23 protein-coding genes and 1 pseudogene are annotated in these 23,707 nt (G+C 45.3%); 6 read left to right on the top strand and 18 right to left on the bottom strand.

Annotated elements, in window-relative coordinates; genetic code table 11:
* Nucleotides 1–5 precede the first annotated feature (5 nt).
* On the bottom strand, nucleotides 6–422 hold the full coding sequence (gene flgB / locus JFY74_08185; GenBank protein QQG29992.1) for a flagellar basal body rod protein FlgB: 417 nt from the start codon (nucleotides 420–422) through the stop codon (nucleotides 6–8).
* Nucleotides 423–587: 165 nt separating this feature from the next.
* On the opposite strand from flgB, the gene flgA reads away from it, so the two are divergent.
* The 3 genes from flgA (at nucleotide 588) to flgN (ending at nucleotide 2,137) form a co-directional block, all read left to right on the top strand.
* Nucleotides 588–1,256, top strand: a complete 669-nt coding sequence (flgA, locus tag JFY74_08180) for a flagellar basal body P-ring formation protein FlgA (protein QQG29991.1) — start codon at nucleotides 588–590, stop codon at nucleotides 1,254–1,256.
* 141 nt (nucleotides 1,257–1,397) lie between these two features.
* Nucleotides 1,398–1,694, top strand: a complete 297-nt coding sequence (flgM, locus tag JFY74_08175) for an anti-sigma-28 factor FlgM (GenBank protein ID QQG29990.1) — start codon at nucleotides 1,398–1,400, stop codon at nucleotides 1,692–1,694.
* A 5-nt stretch (nucleotides 1,695–1,699) separates the two neighbouring features.
* Complete coding sequence (flgN, locus tag JFY74_08170; GenBank protein QQG29989.1) at nucleotides 1,700–2,137, top strand: flagellar export chaperone FlgN; 438 nt, start codon at nucleotides 1,700–1,702, stop codon at nucleotides 2,135–2,137.
* 66 nt (nucleotides 2,138–2,203) lie between these two features.
* Here the strand turns inward: flgN and JFY74_08165 are convergent, their stop codons facing one another.
* The 15 genes from JFY74_08165 to JFY74_08095 all read right to left on the bottom strand — a co-directional run bounded on the left by JFY74_08165 (nucleotide 2,204) and on the right by JFY74_08095 (nucleotide 18,763).
* Nucleotides 2,204–2,623, bottom strand: coding sequence for a flagellar protein FlhE (locus JFY74_08165; protein ID QQG29988.1), 420 nt, complete (start codon nucleotides 2,621–2,623; stop codon nucleotides 2,204–2,206).
* Nucleotides 2,620–4,704, bottom strand: a complete 2,085-nt coding sequence (flhA, locus tag JFY74_08160) for a flagellar biosynthesis protein FlhA (GenBank protein QQG29987.1) — start codon at nucleotides 4,702–4,704, stop codon at nucleotides 2,620–2,622. Before flhA ends, JFY74_08165 begins: the two co-directional genes overlap by 4 nt.
* Nucleotides 4,697–5,848 carry a flagellar type III secretion system protein FlhB gene (gene flhB, locus JFY74_08155; GenBank protein ID QQG29986.1) on the bottom strand — a complete coding sequence of 384 codons (1,152 nt, stop codon included), beginning with the start codon at nucleotides 5,846–5,848 and terminating at the stop codon, nucleotides 4,697–4,699. Before flhB ends, flhA begins: the two co-directional genes overlap by 8 nt.
* Before the next feature lie 246 nt (nucleotides 5,849–6,094).
* A complete protein-coding gene (gene cheZ / locus JFY74_08150; GenBank protein QQG29985.1) occupies nucleotides 6,095–6,739 on the bottom strand; it encodes a protein phosphatase CheZ in 645 nt (214 codons plus the stop codon).
* Between the two features lie 9 nt (nucleotides 6,740–6,748).
* Nucleotides 6,749–7,138, bottom strand: coding sequence for a chemotaxis response regulator CheY (cheY, locus tag JFY74_08145; protein ID QQG29984.1), 390 nt, complete (start codon nucleotides 7,136–7,138; stop codon nucleotides 6,749–6,751).
* 38 nt (nucleotides 7,139–7,176) lie between these two features.
* Nucleotides 7,177–8,229 (bottom strand): chemotaxis response regulator protein-glutamate methylesterase, encoded by a 1,053-nt coding sequence (locus tag JFY74_08140; protein QQG29983.1) that lies wholly within the window; start codon nucleotides 8,227–8,229, stop codon nucleotides 7,177–7,179.
* The gene (gene cheR / locus JFY74_08135) at nucleotides 8,229–9,101 is read right to left on the bottom strand and encodes a protein-glutamate O-methyltransferase CheR (GenBank protein ID QQG29982.1); all 873 of its coding nucleotides are present in this window, start codon (nucleotides 9,099–9,101) and stop codon (nucleotides 8,229–8,231) included. Before cheR ends, JFY74_08140 begins: the two co-directional genes overlap by 1 nt.
* Before the next feature lie 514 nt (nucleotides 9,102–9,615).
* Complete coding sequence (locus tag JFY74_08130) at nucleotides 9,616–11,301, bottom strand: Tar ligand binding domain-containing protein (GenBank protein QQG29981.1); 1,686 nt, start codon at nucleotides 11,299–11,301, stop codon at nucleotides 9,616–9,618.
* A 134-nt stretch (nucleotides 11,302–11,435) separates the two neighbouring features.
* Complete coding sequence (cheW, locus tag JFY74_08125; GenBank protein ID QQG29980.1) at nucleotides 11,436–11,933, bottom strand: chemotaxis protein CheW; 498 nt, start codon at nucleotides 11,931–11,933, stop codon at nucleotides 11,436–11,438.
* Between the two features lie 31 nt (nucleotides 11,934–11,964).
* Nucleotides 11,965–13,965: a chemotaxis protein CheA gene (cheA, locus tag JFY74_08120; protein QQG29979.1), complete on the bottom strand. Its 2,001-nt coding sequence runs from the start codon at nucleotides 13,963–13,965 to the stop codon at nucleotides 11,965–11,967.
* Nucleotides 13,966–14,004: 39 nt separating this feature from the next.
* Entirely contained in the window at nucleotides 14,005–15,060 is a 1,056-nt protein-coding gene (motB, locus tag JFY74_08115) for a flagellar motor protein MotB (GenBank protein ID QQG29978.1), read from the bottom strand.
* Entirely contained in the window at nucleotides 15,057–15,944 is an 888-nt protein-coding gene (gene motA / locus JFY74_08110) for a flagellar motor stator protein MotA (GenBank protein QQG29977.1), read from the bottom strand. The genes motB and motA overlap by 4 nt, the downstream gene beginning before the upstream one ends.
* Nucleotides 15,945–16,078: 134 nt before the next feature.
* On the bottom strand, nucleotides 16,079–16,657 hold the full coding sequence (gene flhC / locus JFY74_08105) for a flagellar transcriptional regulator FlhC (GenBank protein ID QQG29976.1): 579 nt from the start codon (nucleotides 16,655–16,657) through the stop codon (nucleotides 16,079–16,081).
* Between the two features lie 3 nt (nucleotides 16,658–16,660).
* Nucleotides 16,661–17,011, bottom strand: a complete 351-nt coding sequence (gene flhD / locus JFY74_08100; protein ID QQG29975.1) for a flagellar transcriptional regulator FlhD — start codon at nucleotides 17,009–17,011, stop codon at nucleotides 16,661–16,663.
* Nucleotides 17,012–17,818: 807 nt separating this feature from the next.
* Nucleotides 17,819–18,763 (bottom strand): DMT family transporter, encoded by a 945-nt coding sequence (locus tag JFY74_08095; protein QQG29974.1) that lies wholly within the window; start codon nucleotides 18,761–18,763, stop codon nucleotides 17,819–17,821.
* A 309-nt stretch (nucleotides 18,764–19,072) separates the two neighbouring features.
* On the opposite strand from JFY74_08095, the gene JFY74_08090 reads away from it, so the two are divergent.
* Nucleotides 19,073–20,794, top strand: coding sequence for a Tar ligand binding domain-containing protein (locus JFY74_08090; protein ID QQG29973.1), 1,722 nt, complete (start codon nucleotides 19,073–19,075; stop codon nucleotides 20,792–20,794).
* Nucleotides 20,795–20,862: 68 nt separating this feature from the next.
* Here the strand turns inward: JFY74_08090 and dsrB are convergent, their stop codons facing one another.
* The gene (gene dsrB / locus JFY74_08085) at nucleotides 20,863–21,066 is read right to left on the bottom strand and encodes a protein DsrB (GenBank protein ID QQG29972.1); all 204 of its coding nucleotides are present in this window, start codon (nucleotides 21,064–21,066) and stop codon (nucleotides 20,863–20,865) included.
* A gap of 211 nt (nucleotides 21,067–21,277) precedes the next feature.
* On the opposite strand from dsrB, the gene JFY74_08080 reads away from it, so the two are divergent.
* The gene (locus JFY74_08080) at nucleotides 21,278–22,690 is read left to right on the top strand and encodes a diguanylate cyclase (GenBank protein ID QQG29971.1); all 1,413 of its coding nucleotides are present in this window, start codon (nucleotides 21,278–21,280) and stop codon (nucleotides 22,688–22,690) included.
* Between the two features lie 286 nt (nucleotides 22,691–22,976).
* A complete protein-coding gene (locus tag JFY74_08075; protein ID QQG29970.1) occupies nucleotides 22,977–23,195 on the top strand; it encodes a KTSC domain-containing protein in 219 nt (72 codons plus the stop codon).
* A gap of 263 nt (nucleotides 23,196–23,458) precedes the next feature.
* On the opposite strand, the pseudogene JFY74_08070 reads toward JFY74_08075, so the two are convergent.
* Nucleotides 23,459–23,571: pseudogene (locus JFY74_08070) on the bottom strand (IS630 family transposase).
* Nucleotides 23,572–23,707 lie beyond the last annotated feature (136 nt).

Raw genomic sequence — 23,707 nt, 5'->3', positions numbered from 1 at the left:
TACGATCACGAACCTGACTGCAAGACTGACATCATGCCTTTAATCTGTCCGCCCAGAACGGTCAGGCTGGATTGATATTTCAGGCTATTATCGGCAAAATTAGTGCGTTCGCGGTCCATATCGACCGTATTGCCATCCAACGCAGGCTGATCGGGTACGCGATAAAGCAAATCAAGTTCTGGCGGCTGAAAATTCTGTGCCGGTATATGCCGTATAGATGTGGTTTTCAGCGCGATACCCGTACCGTTCACCCGCCCTTGCTCCATCGTTTTACTGAGCTGGCTGGCAAAATCGATATCCCTGGCCTGATAGCCTGGCGTATCCGCATTAGCAATATTCGCGGCCAGGATTTCCTGCCGCTGGGCACGCAAGTTCAACGCTTCCTGCTGAAACCGCAACGAGGCGTCTAATTTATCAAGCATGCTCCCTCCGCAAGTTAGAATTTGGAGTGAGTAGGATAATTCTCATGGTGGCTATGCCATCGAACGAATAGACACCAAATGCAGCGCTATTTATTGCCTTAACCTCACGCTGACATCGTTACACTTAATGCCCGATATAATCTGAATCAGGAGAGCCGAACAGGAATGAAAACAATACATTATTACCTCTATCTCGCGGCTTCCTGTTTTTTCACCCTTTGTGCCCCAGTCAATGCGAACAACCTTCCTGCACAGATCAATCAATTTTTTGCCTCACGCTTTCAGGGAAGCACGAATACCGTAAACGTTGTGGTAAAATCACCAGAATCGCAATGGCCACAGTGCGAAGCGCCCCAAATCACGCTGCCCGGGAATACGAAAATGTGGGGTAATGTGAGCCTGTCCATACGTTGCGGGCAACAGCGTCGCTTCATTCAAACCGAAGTTCAGGTAACAGGGAGTTATATCACCAGTGCTCGGCTTATAAATCGTGGAACCACACTGACGGAAAAAGACATTCGTTTGACAAAAGGCAGGCTCGATTTATTACCGCTGCGCCCTATACTGACGTTACAAGGCGCACAGGGTGCCGTCCTTTTACGCGATCTCACACCAGGTCAGGTTATTACTGCGTCGATGATCAGACGTGCCTGGGTCGTAAAATCAGGTCAGTCAGTGCAGATTATCGCCCAAGGGGAAGGCTTCACAATTAATGGCGAGGGAAAGGCCATGAACAACGCGGCAGCCGGACAAGCTGTCAGAGTCAGAACGGCAAATGGACAAATAGTCAGCGGAATCACAAACGAAGATGGGATTATTCTGATCTCACAGTAATTAATTAAAGATTTGCTCACGTTTGCCGATGATAGTTATAGAGTCATTACTGACGACGTTTTAAAATTGAACACCAATGTGATGTGTATTTTGTAACACATTGATGATTAACCACTTATCCTCAAATTAGAGGGATGTATTATGAGTATTGATCGCACCCAGTCACTGAAGCCGGTCAGTCAAGTTCAGCAACGCGAATCTGGTGATGTCGCTAAAACCAAACGTAAACAGGCTGAGACTCAGTCTGAAGTTAGCGCAACACAGGTAAAACTGAGCGATGCGCAGGCAAAATTGATGCAACCGGGTACGCAAGATATAGACATGAACCGCGTAGAAACCTTGAAGCAGGCAATTCGTGATGGCTCACTTAAAATTGATGCTGGAAAAATCGCGGATGCGTTGCTTAAAGAAACACAAGATTTTTTAGCAGGTAATTAATACTTATGGAAAATCTGCAATCGATTCTGAATCAACTGCTGAGTAATCTGCATGAACTCGATTCGGTTATGTCTGAAGAACAAACGCTGCTCTGCGCAGGGCATATTAATAGCATCGCTCTACAACAGGTGACAGAAAAGAAAACGTCTTTGCTGGCAACCATGCAGCATTTAGAAACTCGTCGTCATGACGCTGAATCTGCTCTTAAGTTGCAGGCACCTTATGAGGGGATTGAGAAACTGTCTGCTTACTGGCAGCAGGTTCAAGAGTTAACCAGACGTTTAAATAATCAGAATAAGCATAATGGCCTTCTGCTCAGTCGGCATATTGCGTACACGAATGAAGCCATCAATATACTGAAGCCTCGTCATGGTCAAGGGCTGTATGGTCCTGATGGTCAGTCGAAAGGTGTTACAGTGGGTGGCAGAAAAATTACGTTCTAAAAGTCTCTGCGTTTTCAGCAGAGACTTTCTCATTGTTTAAAATAGCTACCTACTTATTTAAACAAACTACTTGTAGTTTACTGCAATATCGATCGTACGAACGCTGAACGTATTATTCATACGCCCCTTCCCTTCAATGTAGTAGACAAAACGAAACTCATTACTAGCAGCTAACCCTTCGAACGCCTGAGTTTGCCCATCGCCACTTCCACCCAAATCAACACAGCGCTGAGGCAACTGTGAACAGAGTTTAACGACAAGCCCCGAAGGTATAGTGGAATCAATGAGATGCCGCCAATATATTGTCGTAATGGTTTCATCTGGCTTAACAGCAATGTTAGGAGAAAAAGGCGATGTCGTAACCATTTCACCGCGGTAATCAAGCTTTATTCCAGGCTGGCTTCCGTTCCAACTACCTGACGTCGCAATGGCACAAAATGGAAGCGTCAGCACAACTACTGCCATAAAGCGTATCAACGTTCTCATTTCGGAGCTTCCCCAATAACCGATGTCATGCGGATCTGGCGATGATCGCTGATTTCCAAATTAGAAAGTACTGCCATGTTTGGCAGGCTACGATGCAAGAATCGGGCGAGTAAAGCGCGTAAAGCATGGTTCACAAGCAAGACTGGCGGAGCACCTAACATTTCCTGCCGCTGTAGAGCTTGTTTGGCCTGTTCAAGCAGACGATCTGCAAGCCCTGGTTCGAGACCTCCGCCACCTTGAAGTGCCTGTAACAGAAGGCGTTCTAATGACCCTTCCAAACCAATAACCTGAAGTTCACTGTCACCAGGGAACCACTGTTGAGTAATAGCTCGCCCCAAAGCAACTCTAACTACCGTGGTAAGCTCATAAGGATCTGGCTGCACTGGCGCATGTTCAGCTAATGTCTCCATGATGGTACGCATGTCCCTAATCGAAACCCTTTCACTAAGCAGATTTTGCAAGACCTTATGCAAGGTAGTTAGCGTTACTACGCCCGGAATAAAATCTTCTGTCAGTTTTGGCATTTCCTGCGCAACGCGATCCATCAGTTGCTGAGCTTCCTGCCGTCCAAACAGCTCACTGGCATGTAATGCAATTAAGTGGTTCAAATGCGTTGCCACCACCGTACTTGCTTCTACAACCGTGAATCCTTGAGCTTGAGCTTGATCTCTTAGAGCATTATCAATCCAGACTGCTGGCAACCCAAATGCAGGATCCTGCGTGATATCTCCAGATAAAGAGCCAACCGCATTACCTGGATTGATCGCCATCCAACGACCGGGGTGAGCCTCACCGCTACCGACCTCAACACCCTTCATCAATATGCGATAGCTGGCAGGCTGAAGTTCCAAATTATCTCGGATATGAACTACTGGCGGCAAGTATCCCATTTCCTGAGCAAATTTCTTCCTAATACTACGAATCCTGCCCAACAGTTCACCATCTTGCTGCGCATCAACCATTGGGATCAATCGGTAGCCAACTTCCATACCCAGCGGATCTTCAAGCTGTACGTCAGACCAGCTGGCTTCAATAATCTGATGTTTCTCCATTGATGCTGGTATAGGCTGCATGACAGGTTCTTTTTGCTGTTCACCACGCATCCACCAAGCAAGCCCTAACAAAGAGGCTGTGAATAACAGAAAGACAAAGTTAGGCATTCCAGGAACCAGCCCAATAAGTCCAATAACCGCTGCACTTAGCACCATTACTCGTGGGTTATTGAACAGTTGGGTAACCATCTGCTGACCAACATCCTGATCGGTACTTACGCGAGTAACAATCACGCCTGCCGCGGTAGAAATAATCAGTGCAGGGATCTGAGCAACCAAACCATCACCGATGGTAAGCAGCGTGTAACTTTCCGCCGCCTGCCCTACTGGCATATTGTGTTGCACAACACCGACGATCAATCCACCAACAATGTTGATGACCATGATAATCAACCCGGCGATAGCATCACCGCGCACGAACTTGCTCGCACCGTCCATTGAACCGTAGAAATCTGACTCCTGAGTGACTTCAGTACGGCGCCTTTTTGCCTCTTCTTCACCAATTATGCCAGCATTAAGATCGGCATCAATCGCCATCTGTTTACCAGGCATACCATCCAACACAAAACGGGCACCAACTTCAGCAATACGTCCAGCACCTTTGGTGATAACCATGAAGTTGATTAAGACAAGAATGATAAAAACCACAATACCAATGGCGAAATTTCCACCTACCAGGAAGTGGCCAAATGCTTCAACAACTTTACCTGCGGCGGCCGTCCCCGTATGCCCCTCCAGCAAAATAATACGGGTAGAAGCGACGTTGAGCGAAAGCCGCAATAAGGTAGAAAACAGCAAAATCGTAGGAAATGCAGCAAACTCCAGCGTCCGCTGCGTAAACATTGCAACCAGCAATACCATGATTGATAGTGCAATGTTGAAGGTAAATAGCAGATCCAAGATGAATGGCGGCAGAGGCAGTACCATCATGGAAAGTATCAGCAGGATCAGTATTGGTCCGGCTAATATCTGCCATTGGGCACCCTTCATATTACTCGGCAAACGAAGCAAAGAGGCCAAATTAGCCATCAGTAGTATTCTCTTTAGCAAAATCCAGTGCATCCGGCACTGGCAAATGTTTCGGTTTTCTAGGAATTAATCCACCTTCCCGCTTCCAGCGTTTCAGTTGATAAACCCAGGCTAAGACTTCTGCAACGGCAGCATACAGCGTGGCCGGAATGTGCTGCCCGACCTCTGAATGACGAAATAGTGCTCGAGCCAATGGTGGTGCTTCTAAAATAGGGACGCGATGTTCTGTCCCCAATTCACGGATGCGTAAGGCGGTGTCGCCAGCCCCTTTAGCCAACACTTTTGGCGCATTCATCTTCTTCTCATCATAGCGTAATGCTACCGCATAATGCGTCGGGTTAGTGACGATAACATCAGCCTTGGGGACATCAGCCATCATCCTACGTTGAGCCATTGCTCTTTGTTGCTGACGAATACGGCCTTTAACGTGGGGGTCACCTTCGCTCTGTTTATGCTCATCACGAATTTCCTGCTTCGTCATCCGTAATTTTTTAATATGACTCCAAACTTGCCAAAATACATCAAAAGCGACCATGGGAATGAGTCCCATAATGATAAGGAAACCACACATCACAGCGAGTTCCAGCGCATCCCCCATCGCCGCAATCGGCGCTTCGGATACCAGATGCAATATCTTCGGCCAGTTATGAATCAAGAACAAAGCACTAATAATCCCGACCATGACTGATTTCAATATTGCCTTGAAGAGTTCAGCCAGTGATTGGGCGGAAAATAACCGTTTCAACCCAGAAATAGGATCTAACTTTTTAAAATCAACCTTTAATGATTTGGTACTAAATAATACTCCGCCCAACAGCATCGGCGCAGACAGCGCAACCAATACAGCTCCAAGCATAATCGGCACCAGCGCAGATGCTGCCTGACGCAGTAGTGAACCAACATGACGTAGCATCTGAGTATCATCGCCAATCGTCGCGTAATCAAAATTTAGCGACTGCGAGACAATCCTGGCCAATCGGCCAGACATGGCATCGCCACCTGCCCACAAAATAGCCAATCCTGCGACCATCATCAGAACAGAAGTCAACTCTCGAGATCGCGGAATCTGGCCTTCTTCTCGCGCCTTTTCCTCCTTTTGGGGAGTGGGGGCTTCTGTTTTTTCTAGATCGCTATCTTCAGCCACGTTGGCGTTCCTGTTACAGCTTTTAGGATAGGAATTTGCTGCCTAGCATGACAAATACGGGAAAGTTTTATGGCTGGAACAACGAGAAAAACCAACGCTTCTTTAACGCATAGTAAGGACAAAAGGGTGGGAAAAACCGAATTTAGCTATTTATGGCCATAATATCTAGCCATAAATAGCATGAGCGATAGTGTTCGTAGCCTTTTTCAAAAAAGATGATAGCGCCTTTTTTTGAAGTAAGGTTTATTAGAAGCCAAGGCTATCCAGAAGGTCATCAACTTGATCCTGGTTAGCGACGATACCTGCTGCACCTTTATCCAATTGAGGTCCATTCAGAAGACCATCATTTGCACGCTTAGATGCATCTGGTTTTTCTGGAATATTTTCCAGCAACACCATCAGCAGTTGTTTTTCAATTTCCTGAACAACGTCCATCATACGCTTGATTACCTGACCGGTAAGATCCTGGAAATCTTGCGCCATCATAATTTCCAACAGTTGGGCGTTGGTAAATGAGGTATGCTGTGGTACGTCTTCAAGATAGCTACGCGTATCCGTCACTAATTCACGTGCATCAGCCAATTCGATTGGGTTTTCAAACCATTCATCCCAACGAACTTTCAGAGATTTAGCATCAGCTTCTAGTTGGTTCTGACGTGGCTGTGCAGCTTCTACGCAGCTCAGAGCACGCTCCGCCGCTTGCGCAGTCATTTGGACAACATAGTCAAGACGATCGCGGGCATCAGGAATAGCCTCTGCTGCTTCTGCTATCGCATTATCCAGACCCAACTCTTTCAAACTGTCGCGCAGCATACGGGTCAATTGACCGATACGCGAAATGATCTCAGTTGCTGAAGCAGTGTCGTTCACGGACGGCATATGTGGCGTCATAAGATCCCCTTACATACCCAGTTTTTCGAAAATTTTACTCAGTTTTTCTTCAAGGGTAGCTGCAGTAAATGGTTTAACTACATAGCCGCTAGCACCCGCTTGTGCTGCAGCGATAATATTCTCTTTCTTCGCTTCCGCCGTTACCATCAGAACAGGAAGGCTGGAAAGCGCACCGTCAGCACGAATAGTCTGCAATAGCTCCAGTCCATCCATATTGGGCATATTCCAGTCAGAAATGACGAAATCAAAAGCACCGGAGCGAAGTTTATTCAGTGCATCTGCGCCATCCTCTGCCTCTTCTACATTATTAAAGCCCAGTTCCTTAAGCAGGTTACGGACAATTCGGCGCATTGTCGAAAAATCATCCACTACCAGAAATCTGAGTTCTTTATCGGCCATACCTACTCCTAAAATATTTATTGCTCACCGAGAGCTGCTTATATACGTAATGCCTGTCCGGCAGAGATTTGTGCCAACATTCGCTGGCTCACCTGGTGCAAATCCACCACTTCATCGACGCCACCCATCGCTATTGCTTCACGTGGCATCCCGAAAACCACACAACTTGCTTCATTTTGAGCCAGAGTATAAGCACCAGCCTGATGGAGTTCCAACATGCCAGCTGCCCCGTCATTTCCCATTCCCGTAAGGATTACGCCTACGGCATTTCGCCCAGCGTATTGTGCAACCGAACGGAATAACACATCAACTGATGGACGATGCCGATTAACTGGCGGTCCATCATTTAAACGTACTTGATAGTTTGCCCCACTACGGGCTAGTTCAAGATGACGAGCCCCCGGCGCTATATATGCATGCCCAGGAAGGACACGTTCCCCGTCCTCTGCTTCTTTCACCGTAATCTGACATAACTTGTTCAAACGCTCGGCGAAAGACTTTGTAAAGCCCGGTGGCATATGTTGTGTAATTAATAACGCAGGGCTTGTCGGCGGCAGGGGCTGTAATACATGCCGTATCGCTTCCGTTCCTCCCGTCGATGCCCCAATCGCGATCAATTTCTCACTACTGAGCAATGGCATATGCTGAATAATTTTTGTCGGCTCTGCCGCTGCACTACGTTGCGGCAGGCGTGCCTTCGCTGCCATGCGAATTTTTTCCGCAATCAGTTCACTGTAGGCAAGCATTCCCTCGCGGATACCTAACTGCGGTTTGGTGACGAAATCAATCGCACCGAGTTCCAAAGCGCGAAGCGTAATTTCTGAACCTTTTCCCGTTAGCGACGACACCATGACAACAGGCATCGGGCGCAAACGCATAAGCTTTTCAAGAAAATCCAGCCCATCCATTCGCGGCATTTCAACGTCCAGCGTTAATACCTGGGGATTGAACTTTTTAATTAAATCACGAGCAACTAACGGATCTGGCGCGGTCGCGACAACTTCCATATCAGGATGACTATTAATTATTTCAGTCATGATCTGACGCATTAAGGCAGAATCATCAACGCATAATACTCTTATCTTGCTCATTATCTTTCCTTAGCCAGCCCATATACAGTTTGCCCACGCAAATAGAATTCGCGGCTGATCTGGCTGAAATTCTCTGAATGCCCAGCAAATAACAACCCACCCGGTTTAAGCATCGGGACAAATCGACGAAGAATACGCTCTTGAGTTTCTTTATCGAAATAAATCATTACATTGCGACAAAAAATAGCATCGAATGGCGCGGGAACCGACCAGTCGGGTGCAAGCAGATTTAGTTGTTGGAAATGCACCATAGACGCCAGCTCGGGGCGAACACGAACTAAACCGCTATGCGGGCCGGTACCGCGTAAAAAAAACCGCTGTAGCTGTTGTGGAGAAAGAGAACGCAACTCTTCCTGGCGATAGATGCCAGTCGTTGCCTTTTCTAACACTTGGGTATCAATATCACTGGCCCACACCTGACATCCACTCGCTTTATTGCCAAGAACCTCAGCAAGCGTCATCGCCAATGAGTAAGGTTCTTCCCCCGTAGAAGCCGCCGTACTCCAGATAGTATAACCATTAGGACGCTTTCTGGCATGCTCAGCCAATATAGGAAAATGGTGGGCTTCACGGAAAAACGCCGTTAGGTTAGTCGTTAACGCATTAACAAAAGCTTGCCATTCCGCGCTATTAGGGTCTGACTCAAGTAGCGCTAAATACTGCCCGAAATCATTGATTCCAAGTAAACGGAGGCGTCTAACCAAACGGTTATAAACCATTTCACGTTTATGATCGGCCAAGACAATGCCAGCACGCTGATATATTAATTGGCTGATTCGCCGGAAGTGAGTGTCCGACAATGGCAACCTGTCAACCATCTGCGTCAGAATAGAAGCAGATTCAGGGCGATTTTGCGATGGTGTACTTTTCATATCAAACCGCTCGAATATTGTTTTTTTGCTATAGTTTTTTTCAATCTGAACTTTCCTTCACAGCTAACGCAGGTTTTATTGTCATTCGTCAATTGTTCATCGATTCACGATTAAAACTGACACTGTATTGGTAATATCGCCCGTAAGTTCTGAAAGCTGGCTCACTTATCAGCGGGAGTTCTACCAAAGACACATGCTGCCGGGTGGTGTTGTCCCTCTCATCACAGCTGTGCTACCTGCTTTATTCTTTGGCATTAATACCAAAGTCAATCTCACCCATCATACCCGTAACATAAGTTACAGATTGAACAATACCATGAATTACCCTGCTTCAAAGCACCAAGTGCTATATCGCTTATAACCCCCAGACACTCAGTGACAAATTACTCGCATGTTCATTTTTAAATTATGGCGAGCAAACAATCGCCCAGCCACCTTATACATAAGCGGCTGGGGATTGGCTCAGTAACGCGCCCTACAGCTTGGTTATTTATAGCCTATACGGCGGTTTTTATCAGAAGGTTTCCCAATTATCATTGGATGAACCTTCCTTAGCTTTCTTACCGCCATTTGCTGATGGTGCCAGCAATACAGGCTTTTGACCCGTCGTCACTGGCGCCGCCCTTCTAAACGAATCAGCATCACTAGACAGACGGAATACAGCAACCGCTTGATTTAACACTTTAACTTGCTCTTCCAGAGCAACCGCAGCAGCGGCAGACTCTTCAACCAAAGAGGCGTTTTGTTGCGTTACACGATCCATTTCAGTCACAGCCTGACCAACCTGATCGATACCCTTACTTTGCTCATCGGAAGCTGAGGCAATTTCGCCCATGATATCCGTTACACGAGTGACGGCACTGACGATTTCCCCCATCGTCTCCCCCGCACTTTCAACGAGTACAGAGCCTTCATCAACCCGGCTGACAGAATCTTCAATCAGACTTTTAATTTCTTTCGCAGCCTGAGCGCTACGCTGTGCCAGATTGCGAACTTCGCCTGCAACAACCGCAAACCCACGCCCTTGCTCTCCTGCTCTGGCTGCTTCAACCGCTGCATTCAGCGCAAGAATATTGGTTTGGAAAGCAATACCATCAATCACACTAGTAATATCGGCAATTTTTTGAGAACTTCCAGCAATATTGTGCATGGTTTTGACGACATTATCGACGACCTTGCCGCCCTTCTGCGCCGTCTCTGAAGCACTCAGTGCTAACTGACTGGCCTGACGCGCATTTTCCGCATTCTGCTTAACTGTTGCAGTCAGCTGCTCCATACTTGCGGCTGTTTCTTCTAGTGAGGCAGCCTGCTGCTCAGTGCGGGAAGAAAGATCATTATTTCCAGCACTAATTTCTGTTGCTCCCGTATAGATAGCATCAGCACCTTGGCGAACCGCACTAACCGTTGAAACAAACTCACTTTGCATATGGCGGATACTGTCAGCCAGAATCCCCATTTCATTGCTGCTGTGAAAGTGAGTCGTTTTTGTCAAATCACCTTTCGCAATATGGCGAATGTGTTCAACAATATTATTTAGCGGCCTTATTAATAGCTGTTGAATACCAATCCATGAGATCAGGGCTAACGCAAAAACCAGTACAATAATGAAACCAAGAATCCAAAGCGCCGAGTCGTAAGCCTCATCATTTTTAGCTATGCCAGCCTGATAAAGTTTATCGCTTTCGGCTTTATAGGCATAATACGCTTTTTCAAAGTTGTCCTGAAAACGCTGTGTCGGTTGCTCAATAAATTTTTTAAATTCCCCAGCATTCAGGTACTGAATTAACTCGGTTAACGCGCCATTCAGAGCAACATAATTCTCTTTTACTCCCCGAGCGATACTTTCATCCTGACGAGCGTCTTGTGGCACTTTTTCATAGCGGGAGAAAAAATCGTTTGCTACGGACAGTTGCTTTTGTGCCGAAGCCAAAAGCTCTTTCCCACCCACACCAGCTCCCGTACCACTTACATCTAGTGCAAAACGCGTGCCCGCGCGGTTAAGTGTATTGCGAGTCTGTAATAAATATGACCATGCAGAATCGAGCTCTGAACGCTTCTGGTTAATCACCTGCGTTGAACTGAAGATATCCTTATCATTTTTTAATGCACTAAAGAATAAACCACCAGAAATAAGCTGAAGAGCCCCAAACAACACCAGTACAAGCATCAAACCTGTGACAACTTTTATACGGTTAAACATATAACGCCTTTTGAGTAGACCAACCACCGATCATATCGGCATTATTTTGGATATCTTTACGAATTTCTGAACAGGCAAGGATACGGCTAAGGAAGGTTTTCGGGGCCACTTTCGTAGCCCCTGAAGGCCATGGATTAGACTTTCAATACGCTATCAACCAGCGCCATTTCTTCGCTGCTCAACAGTTTTTCGATATCAACCAGAATCAGCATTCTCTCACCCAGAGAACCCAAACCAGTCAGGTACTCCGTTGACAGCGTTACAGCAAATTCTGGCGCAGGTCGAATTTGGTCAGCAGTCAATGACAGCACATCAGAAACACCATCCACGACAATGCCAACAACGCGCTGACCAAGATTCAGAACAATAACAACCGTGTTATCATCGTACTCAACATCCTGCTTGGCGAATTTAACACGTAAGTCAACTATCGGTACAATAACACCGCGTAGATTGGTAACACCTTTAATGAAGGAAGGTGTGTTGGCAATGCGCGTTACCTGGTCATAACCGCGAATTTCTTGTACTTTTAAGATATCAACGCCGTACTCTTCGTCACCCAGCGTAAAAATCAGGAATTCCTGTCCTACTGTTTCGCCAGTTAATTTCGTGACGCTTGCAAGTCCAGTCATGTTTTCCACCCTTTATTAACGATCTGTTTTATTAAGCAGCAGTTTCAACCACACGCTTTTCACGATTAAGCGCTTGCAACGCTGAAACATCCACAATCAGCGCAACGCTGCCATCACCAAGGATGGTAGCGGCTGAAACGCCTGGTACCTTGCGATAATTACTCTCCAGGTTTTTAACGACAACCTGATGCTGTCCGATCAACTGATCGACCAACAACGCATAGCGCCGACCTGCACTTTGCAGGATAACAACAATACCCTGAGTAGCATCCGTTTTAGCACCATCAACATCAAAGATATGGAACAACTCAACGAGAGGTAAATATTCGCCACGAACTTGCAACACCCGCTCTCCACCTGCTAGAGGATACAAGTCTTCCGACTGCGGTTGCAGAGATTCCATTACGGCGTTAAGCGGCAGAATAAAGACTTCTTTGTTAACTTTAACGGACATGCCATCAAGGATGGCTAGCGTTAATGGCAGCAGTATTCTGATCGTCGTGCCTTTTCCAGCCTGAAAATGAATTTCAACATGGCCGCCCATTTCCTGAATATTCCGCTTCACCACATCCATACCAACGCCTCGTCCAGAAACGTCCGTGACTTTCTCCGCGGTAGAGAAACCTGGTGCAAAGATCAACATCCCCACTTCTTCATCAGACATCGCGTCACTCACCGCCAATCCTTGAGACAAGGCTTTAGCCAGAATTCTCTCGCGGTTAAGTCCTGCGCCATCGTCGATAACTTCAATACAAATGTTACCGCCCTGATGTTCTGCGGAAAGCGTCAGATTACCCACAGCAGCCTTGCCTACAGCAACACGTTTATCTGGGGATTCGATACCGTGATCGAGGCTATTACGCACCAGATGCGTCAGAGGATCGATAATACGTTCAATCAAACTCTTATCCAGCTCAGTCGAACTCCCCATCAACGTTAGCTCAACTTGTTTATCCAATTTGGCAGCCAAGTCACGAACCAAACGAGGGAAACGGCTGAAGACATATTCCATCGGCATCATACGGATGGACATGACCGATTCTTGCAGATCGCGGGCGTTGCGTTCCAACTGCCCCATACTGTTAAGCAGGTCGCCATGTGCCACAGGGTCGAGTTCGCTTGAGCGCTGTGCCAGCATAGACTGCGTAATCACTAACTCACCAACGAGGTTGATAAGCTGGTCAACTTTCTCAACCGCTACACGAATACTGGTATCACCGGTTTTTGCTTTATTTTTTCCATTTTCCGGTGCAGATTGCGGTTTTGTAACAACAGGGGCGGACGAAGCCACTGGCGCGATCACGGCTGCCGGTGCTTCAACAACAGCCAATGTTTCTACGACTTCAGCGACGGCAGGTTGGCTAGCGACGGCAGACTTGAAGCTGATTTGCTCAGGCTCAAGAACAAAACACAGTACCGCACTAATATCGTCTTCGCTTTCAGACGTAACTAATGTCACTTCTACGCTAGTATCAGTCTGGTGCGGATCTTTAACCGTCCCCAGATTACCAAGCTCTTCCAGCATCTGAGGTATTTCCTGAGGCTTCAGGCCAGTTAATGCAATACGCATTTCACCTTTACCATTAGATGCTGGACTAGCAGAGTGCTGCGTTGCAGCCGACGCATCAGACTGGGCTGCGTCACCATCGGCCTTAGACTCCAGAGCAAGCTGGCGCAAGGCCTGACAGATATACTCAAAGCTTTCAGCATTGGGTTCCTGTGCGGTTTTATAAGCGTCCAACTGATCCTGCATAATGTCTTTTGTTTCCAGAAACAGGTTGATGATATCAGTGCTAAGGCGCATTTCGCCGCGTCTTGCCCCATCGAGTAAATTCTCTAAAAGGTGCGTAGTTTCCTGTAATACTTTAAAACCAAATGTGCCAGCTCCACCTTTTATAGAGTGGGCTGCACGGAAAATCGCATTTAATTGCTCGGTGTCGGGTTCTGACGGATCCAACAACAATAAGTGTTGTTCCATATCTGCCAGTAATTCATCTGCTTCATCAAAGAACGTTTGATAGAAAGCACTCATGTCCATGCTCACGTGGTCACCTCTGCTGTGAATCGCGGCTTATTGAGAAGGCGTTGCCTGGCTATCGGGCGCAGCAGGCAACGCTGTCGTTGGCTGCTGACGCTCTGGAGCAGGAACTCCATTGGTTGGTTGTGGTAATGCCCCACCACTTCCACTCGTATTGTTGTTATCACTATTTTCGGCAGCCGGAGTGGTAGGTTTAGGCTTATCCAACTCCATATTTTGTAAATTTTCCACCTTGTCTATGTTTACAGCAGAGCTTTCTGCATTTTCTTCTTCAATATCTTTTTGAGCTTGTCTGCTCAATACCAGCAAACTGATGCGCCTGTTAATCGCATCATTTCCGCCAGCCGCCTGTTTGAGGCTCATTGTCGCAGCCATACCCACAACGCGCAAAACTTTTCCATCAGACAACCCCCCAAAAATAAGCTCCCGACGTGATGCATTCGCACGATCTGCGGATAATTCCCAGTTACTATAACCACGTTCCCCTGTCGTATACTGAACATCATCAGTATGGCCTGAAATACTCAGCTTATTAGGGAAATCGTTCAGGATAGGGGCTATCGCACGCAGGATATCTCGCATATAAGGCTCAACCTGCGCGCTCCCAGTTTTAAACATGGGACGATTTTGACTATCGATGATTTGGATGCGTAAGCCTTCATCAATCATTTCAATTAACAGATGTGGGCGAAGAGCACGTAATCGAGGATCGGCTTCAATTAACTGATCCAAGCGTTCCCGCAGCCTATTGAGTCGAACCTCATCCAGCTTCTTTTCCACATTATCCGTTTTGATGGCCTTTTTCACTTCACCATCTTGCTGAGTAGGATCATTCCCCCCACCAGGAATTGGGCTGGAACTATCGCTTGATTTAGAGCCTGAAGTTAACGCAACCTTTAGTGGAGTACGAAAATACTCCGCAATTTGGGCCAACTGCATTGGCGTAGAAATGGCGATAAGCCACATAACCAGAAACAAAGCCATCATTGCTGTCATAAAGTCAGCGTAGGCAATCTTCCAAGAGCCACCATGGTGCCCTCCATGCCCAGACTTACGCTTTTTGCGAATAATGGGATGCTGATGTTTCATGCGTTACTGTCCGACGCTGGCTGGGTCGGCGATTTCACGCGACGAATGTGCTCTTCCAATTCGGTAAAGGAAGGACGCTCCGTTGAGTACAATGTTTTACGTCCAAATTCAACGGCAATTTGCGGAGCATAACCATTAAGGCTCGATAGTAAAGTGACTTTAATGCACTGTAATACTTTGATTTTTTCTGCGTTTTTCTGGCGCAGTAAGGCGGCTAATGGAGAGACAAAACCGTAAGCAAGCAGAATACCCAGGAAAGTACCCACCATGGCGTGAGCGATCATCATCCCTAACTCAGCGGCAGGACGGTCAACGTATGCCAATGAGTGAACCACCCCCATAACGGCAGCGACGATACCAAATGCAGGGAGGCCATCACCCATCATCGTCAAACTGGATGCAGGGACTTCACTTTCATGTTCAATCGTTTCAATCTCTTCATCCATCAGAGTTTCAATCTCAAACGCGTTCATATTACCGCTGACCATCAATCGCAAATAGTCGGTGATAAATTCGACCACGTTGTTGTCGGCAAGAATATTGGGATAGCTTGAGAAAATTTCACTTTCGCGAGGATTATCAATATCAAATTCCAAGGAAAGCATACCTTGCTGGCGAGATTTGGCCATCAATCGGAAGAGCAAGGCCATGAGATCCATATACAATGCTTTATTGTACTTAGAGCTTTTGACTAAAAGAGGTAACGCTCGAAGTGTTGCCTTTATCGCCTTACCATTATTGCCAACGATGAAAGCACCTACCGCTGCACCGCCGATAATCAGCAGCTCCGAAGGTTGATAAAGCGCCCCCAAGGCCCCACCGACCATGAGATAACCGCCGAGTATCGAGGCCACAATTACGATATAACCCAATATAACCAGCACAAGAAATCCTTATAATAAAAAAGGTGGGCGGAAAGTGAGATAAAACAGCAGAGCCGTAGCCAGGACGTTCTAGAGGAAGAAATCTATCACCGCTTTCACAACCAACAGTGATAGATTCACAAATCGCTACAAGCTCAGACTGCGTGTTTTACCTGTTCATCCAGCAGTTGAGGTATTATATCGGCAAGATTTTGCGAAAGTTTACGCCTTTTTACCGCTCTGGAAGGGGGTTGGCACAAACTACAGACAAAACTGTTTTTAGGTTGATGAGCGTGAGTAATGAACATTCCTTTACAGCAATTGCATGACGACAGTTGCAGCATGCCGCTGTCAACAAACCGAACTAATGTCCAGGCTCGCGTCAATGCCAATAGAGGAGAATCGCTTTGCGGCGCACACTGTTCTAGGTAAAGCCGATAAGATTTAATAACCGCTTCGACACCGCTACACTGCCCATTCTTGATTAAAAAGCTGTAAGCGTTGTAGAACATTGATGAATGAATATTTTGTTCCCAAGTCATAAACCAATCCGTTGAAAAAGGTAACATTCCCTTTGGCGGCGGACTTCCTCTAAGTTCTTTGTACAGCTTAATCAAACGTCCACGACTTAACTGAGTTTCACTTTCCAGCATCTGTAAACGAGCACCAAGCGAAATGAGCTCCATTGCCAATTGGATGTCTTTCGCCTCCTGAACAATACTTTTCTCCGCCATTACTTATGCCCTTTTCTTAGGCAAGTTTTCTTCTTTCGAAGTCAACTGTTGTAATAAGTTACTCGACAACAAAATCCCCGTATGGATTTGCTGCAAATCATCCACACGTGACTCCTGAGTCAAGACTTTGATTGTATTGTGATCGTTAAAACGGAAATGGCATATCAGCTGGTTAGTTTCTGCCAATTTCACCATCTGTGGTAAAGTCAGTTGCATCAAGATATCTGCCATTTCGTCATTGATTCCCAAGCGAAACATCGCAGAAGCTTTTTCATCATTAATTAAGCGTTGCGCCAGTAACAAATAAGACAGATTAATGTCATAAATGTGTTTGAGTAATTCAGAGGTACCCATATTTCCCATCCCGACAGGCTATGTTTAAAACATAAGTTAGGTGATAGACCATATCGCCCAGTTCGAAAATCACTCTCCATTGATGGCATAAAAAATTATCGGTGCCAGATACTGCAAGTTACTGCTTTATCATTTCTTATTCGGGCAATCATTACTTGCCAACTTTACGCATCACGCTGCGAATCCGTTCATCCGTTGCTTTTTAGTCCCATCCTGAAGACTTGCTTTAACTAAAGCATAGGATTAATCCTAAAACAGCACAACTGTACCGCCTAATCCGTAGCACACACAACGCGACTGAAGAATGATTTTGGCCATTATGTGATGTACATCACACAAATGAAAGCATTATGAGCCAAGTCCTGTCTGGTCAGATCACTCCAGTGCTTATTTTTACACCAAAAATACGCACTAAACGTTACAAAAAAAGAAAATTAAAAATAATAAAAAAAAACAATTTGACTGCTATCTAAATGATAGATATAAAAAAATCTATTACACTAAAAACATGTACCGTTATGTAAGTTTATACCTTTCACGAAAAACTTACACTTTCTACCAAAAAAAAATCTTAACTTCATGTTATGGAGCAACATTTATCTATCTCTGCCAGAACACAATTCAACGGCAATAAAGCATATCGGTCTAACAGCTAAAAGGTAGGTAAAGAGTTAATATATTGATATTAAATAAATTAGTAATTTTCTGTGATTGAGTGCAAGCACTGCAGCATGAAGAGGTTCACGGTTTCAGCAAGCTCAAACATCACGCTACAAACAGTGCCTTCAGGACGATAAATGAGTTGGATCACTGAGGCGTTTTCCGATCGCTTTTCACAATTCGGTTAACTAGCCAAATGCCTGAGCATACGAGGACAAGTGCAAAGAAATATTTCCACTCCAGAATGCTTTCATTAAGAAACAATGCTGACAACAGCGTACCAGAAACAGGGATAAGGAAATTAAATGGCGCGACCATACCGACCCGATTATATTTCAGCAATTGGCTCCATAATGAAAAAGCGACTGAAGAGAGTAAAATAAGATAGCCAAGTATCAGCACGGCTTTCCAATTAGGTATGGTGAGTGTCCCGCCGGTATAGTATCCTGATATGGTTAGAATAACCCCGCCAATAGCCAGTTGATAACCTGTCATCACCGTTGGATCCATTGTTTGTGATATACGCTTTCCATATATAGTAGATGCAGACAAAACAAATGCGGCAATAACAACAAATCCATCGCCTAACAGCGTAAAACCAATGTCCATTCCGTTACTGTTGACATTAACGACCATCACCCCGACGAAACCCAATATACAACCAATTAGTTTATTGATATTTAATTTATCATTTTGGTATAGATAATGAGCCAACAGTACGCTGAAAAAAGTACTGGTTGCATTCATGATCGAACCTTTAACACCGGTGGTATAAGCCAGGCCAATATAAAAAAAAACATACTGCAACGATGTCTGGAATATTCCCAGGGTAGTCAACTGAACAAACTGTCCACGTTGAAAGCGCCCGATGGAGCGCCCGCTTAATACAGCAAGTACCAAAAGCAACAGCCCAGCGAATGCGAACCGATAGCCTGCAAAAACGAGTTTTCCAGGAATATCCTTATCTGCAATGTGAAACAGCTCATAGCCATTTTTAATTGCTGGATAAGCACTTCCCCAGAGCAAACAGCATAATGTGGCGATAAAAAAAACAACTTTCTTATCAGAAAAAAAATGCTTGCGCTTTTCCAAGAAGAATTCCTCCGAAGATAAATCCGCTATAGTAACGTTGAATCTTACACAAATAAAGTTAGGAAGCAGGCTCTTTATTTTTTATTATCATTCTGTATGATTTCTCATCACGTCTTTCTCTTTTCTTTTTAAAGAGTTAAAAACGTGATCAGGATCGCACCGAATTTAATTAAGGTTTCTCAATATATGCCGATTATCTTTTACATTGGTTGTTTAGCTAATGGATTGTCATTAATGTAGACACTAGAACCTAAACGCTAATGCCACCACTAGTGGCATGGTAAATCATAAATTCCTGAGAATGAGCGAATGGATATGAAAATAACTTCAAAGTCTGAGCAGCACGCCGAAACCAGCATGCTGAGCAATTTACGGCTAGTTCCCTTATTCGTTATTATTCTGGGTGGTATCATGCTGTTATTTGCAGCATCTATCGGCACATCCAGCTACTTTCTACAAAGCAGCAATCAGTCATTAGACGACGTTACACAAGAAATCGATACCCGAATGGGGATCTCAAACAGCTCCAACCATCTTCGTACAGCGCGCCTGTTGCTAATCCAGGCGGCGGCGGCGGCACGTATTGGCGACTCTCAGGTCTTCAATGACAACCTGAAGCAAGCTGAACAGCGGCTGGAACAGTCAAAAAAAGCATTCATTGTCTATGAAGAGCGTCCTGTTAAAACACAGCAGGATATGGCGTTGGACAGCGATTTGCGCAAATCCTATGATGCTTATGTCAATCAAGGCCTTATGTTGATGCTCACTGCAGCAAAACAAGGGTTGTTTGAAGAGGTTATCACCCTCGAATCTGAAGAAACCCGGGTTTTGGATTTGGCCTATAACAAATATTTGTTAGAGGCTGTCGCTTACCGCACGCAAAGAGCGAAAGAATTAAACGAAATTGCGCATAAAAACGCGCTACTCGGGTATTCACTGATGGGCGGCAGCTTTGCTCTGGCGACCCTTTTAACGCTCCTAACGTTCTTCCTTCTGAGAAGCATTCTCATCAAACCAATGAATCAGCTAGTTACGAGAATTCAGCGTATTGCGCAGGGCGATTTAACTCAAATATCAGACCGTTATGGTAGAAATGAAATTGGCACACTAGCCAACAACGTTCAACAGATGCAGTCTTCTTTGGTTACGACTGTTACTACCGTTAGAGAAAGCGCGGACTCTATTTATCAAGGTTCGACGGAAATCTCATCTGGTAATACTGATCTTTCTTCACGAACTGAACAGCAAGCCGCAGCACTGGAACAAACCGCGGCAAGCATGGAGCAATTAACCGCAACCGTGAAACAAAACTCAGAAAATGCGCACCATGCGAGCCAACTCGCGGCAAATGCCTCAGGAAAGGCCAAGCAAGGTGGTGAGATCGTTGCAAACGTTGTTAACACGATGAACAGTATTTCAGGTAGCTCAAAGAAAATATCTGAGATTACCAGCGTTATCAACAGTATTGCTTTCCAAACAAATATTCTCGCACTAAATGCGGCGGTCGAAGCAGCCAGAGCGGGAGAGCAGGGGCGCGGTTTTGCCGTCGTCGCCAGTGAAGTTCGCAGCCTCGCACAACGCAGTGCGCAAGCCGCAAAAGAAATAGAAACGCTGATTTCTGAGTCCGTCAACCTAGTCAACAGTGGTTCTGTTCTGGTTGATAACGCAGGTCAAACCATGAAAGAGATCGTCGATGCCGTCACTAACGTCACCGACATCATGGGTGAGATTGCTTCTGCGTCTGACGAACAAAGTCGAGGAATTACTCAGGTCGGTCAGGCGATCTCTGAAATGGACAGCGTAACACAGCAAAATGCTTCGCTCGTTCAAGAAGCCAGTGCCGCTGCAGCATCGCTAGAAGAGCAAGCTGCATTGCTCACCCGTACAGTTGCGACATTTAAGTTATCCAACCATTTGTCAAGCGCTCATTCAGCCCCTATTCGGCCAAACGCTCTGGCCGCAAAAGCTCAGACCTCACTTGCCCTCCCCCGTCAAACCAATACGGAAAACGGTAACTGGGAAACGTTCTAATACTGGATACCGACGTCACTGCGAGCATTGTTCACTCGGACAATGCTCGTATATCGGTGTGTTCCCCTTTACTCTTTTTCTGGCAAGATCTTTGGCTCAACAAACGTCCCGTCTTTACTGTCAACCTCATTGAAAAACCAGATACCAGCAGGGTAATCTTTTAATGCAACTAAATACATAATCCCTTCCTGAAACGTTTCCACAGCCAGAACTATACCTTCCCGGCGCGTCTTCCCATCAGTTTTGACAGTAACTAAATCATTAACTTTCATAAAATTATCTCAAAATAGCTTCTAACATCAAAAAAACAGCATTATCATTCATGGCTACGGTAATAATAGTGCCTGTATGAAATGATTAATTTTATTTATTTTTAACAACGGCATATAGACCCTCTCTGTCATTAAATATCAATCATTCAGGCAAGAAAGTTGATCGTTTCTATCCTAGTACATCCAGCATATTCACAAAAGAGATTAAAAGTTGAACGAATTATTGAACGTTAATGAGCAGAGAGATAACGATGAGCCAGACTACAATCAAGTCATAACATCAGAATGGATGCAATTGATAGCCACAACCTCACAAAAATCTTTTAATCTACTGCGTACCCTTGCTGCTCAGAAAGCAGCAGACTTCGCTGACGATTTTTATTCCTACATGCTCAAAGATCAGGAGGCTTCCCTTTTTCTTTCCAGCCAGCAAGTCCACGATCGGCTCCATGGTTCCATGAGTAAATGGATAGCGGTCATTCTAACGAACACGGGAACTCACCTCGCTGAACTAATTAGCCATCAAAAGAAAATTGGTCAGGTTCATGCTCGTATAGGTATTCCCGTCGATCTAGTTGAACGCGGAGCGCGACGTCTAAAATGGCACCTTTATGAAGAAATCGCACAAGTGGCAAGCGATAAAGCACTATGCTTTGATGCCATGCGTTTCACTTCTATTTCCATGGATATTGCTATAGAGATAATGAGCAAGACGTATTCACAATCACACGATATGGCCGCAAAAAATGAAGAATCCTACCGGCTGTTTTCTATTCTGGAAAATGCCAGTATGGAGAGAGAGCGGCAAAATGCATCGCTGCTAAATTGGGAAAATGCCTTCATTTTTAGCGTTGCTACCGGTACTCCCCTTTCCAGCATCCAGGATTTGAGTGATTCAGATTTTGGCCTGTGGTTTAACCATAAGGGGAAATCCAGCTTCAGTAACATTCAGGGAATTCGTACTATCGCTACCATCATGACTGAAACCGATGAGTACATTCGCAGCTATAGCAACTCTGCACTACTGACGCAGCAGGATTATGCTCCACTACTTAAAGCGGTCAGAAGCAAAATTTATAAAATAAATATGCTGCTGGGGTCACTATTTGACGAAGTCCAAAAACTGGAGAGTGGCAAGGATACGCTAACCCTTCTGCTAAACCGTCGCTTCCTACCCACCATTCTCAGGCATGAAATATCGCTGGCAATGCACTCAAATACACCACTGAGTATCGCCATGATTGACATTGACCATTTTAAATCCGTTAATGACACCTATGGTCACGCAACTGGCGATAGCATGTTAAAAAGAATTGCCGAGATTCTGTATGAAAGTACGAGAAACAGTGACTATGTTTTCCGTTATGGTGGGGAAGAGTTTATGATCGTGCTGATTGAAACACCCAAAGCCGCAGCCCATACCATCATCGATCGCCTCAGAAAGAAAATTCAGGATCATCCGATTCATCTGCAAAACGGTGCACGCGTTACCATGACTATCAGCGCAGGCATCGCCGTCTATAGTGGTCATCCAGACTATGAATGCCTGATAAAAGCAGCAGACGATGCACTCTATCAGGCCAAAGCCAACGGCCGAAACAGGATTGAATACGCATTGGAATAGCTATTCTAGCTCGTTGAAAATCTGTGCTTCAGCTTCAGGCGGCAGCTGAAAAGAAGCAGCACCCGGTTTTATCCATCATTTCAGGTTTTCATCATGGCTTTTTTAGACAGATAAATTTCCCGTCATTGAACAAATTCAAAGCATGAAAATTACAGACCCACGATTTTGCTAACCAATTCATCAAAAATTTGATACATATTCAATAAATAAGCATGATCGTCGACAATGCGCCATGCAGTGAATTTTTTATAATTTGATCTTATTTTACACAAGGGAGGAACGATCATTGCAGCAAAAGCAGATTTTATCATCACGAATTGATTCTATTGGGTATGACCCAAAGACGCGCACCCTTGAGATAGCGTTTCATAACAAAGATACCTATCAATACGTTGACGTGCCTGAATCTATCTATAAAAAATTTATTTCTGACGCTGTCGTCTCTAAAGGTCGTTTCTTTGACGGCGTGATAAAAGATAAATTTTTATGTCGCAAAATCAGATAGATAAAAACAACACCATCGGAATAACGCAACGACCTACCACACTGCACAGATTCGGCAGTGTCGGACCACACGGCGGTAGCACAGAGCCAAGCGATCAGCACCCTCAGAATGCATTATTACAGGTTTTCCAGTTAGTTATTTTGAATTTTTTCTTTGCCACACTTCGCTATACCCAATAAATCTCAAGACGCAGGTTTGAGCACCTGAAAGCGACCGTGAATAACCGTGTTGCCAATATCACATCACGTAGAGTCAGCGTCCCAGATACTCAGACGTGTTCGACTTCTTTTTGTTTTAACTGACTCTTTATGCCCTTTCCGTATCCATCCATAGCTGAGCGTCGTCGCCTGCGTCGGATAAACAGAATCGGGTCATTACAACTGGTGTCATGAAGGTGTTCAAACTCGATTTTTTGCTCATCAGTGATAAATATTTTCATGTCGGAAAAGGATGATCTTCTTGATACATAAAATCACAAGCATCTTCAATGAGCACGGATATATATCCGTCAT

Origin of the sequence: Pectobacterium carotovorum (assembly GCA_016415585.1) — a bacterium.
Lineage (GTDB): Bacteria > Pseudomonadota > Gammaproteobacteria > Enterobacterales > Enterobacteriaceae > Pectobacterium > Pectobacterium carotovorum_K.
Note: the sequence above shows the minus strand (reverse complement) of the source record. Positions and strands in the feature narration are given on the sequence as shown.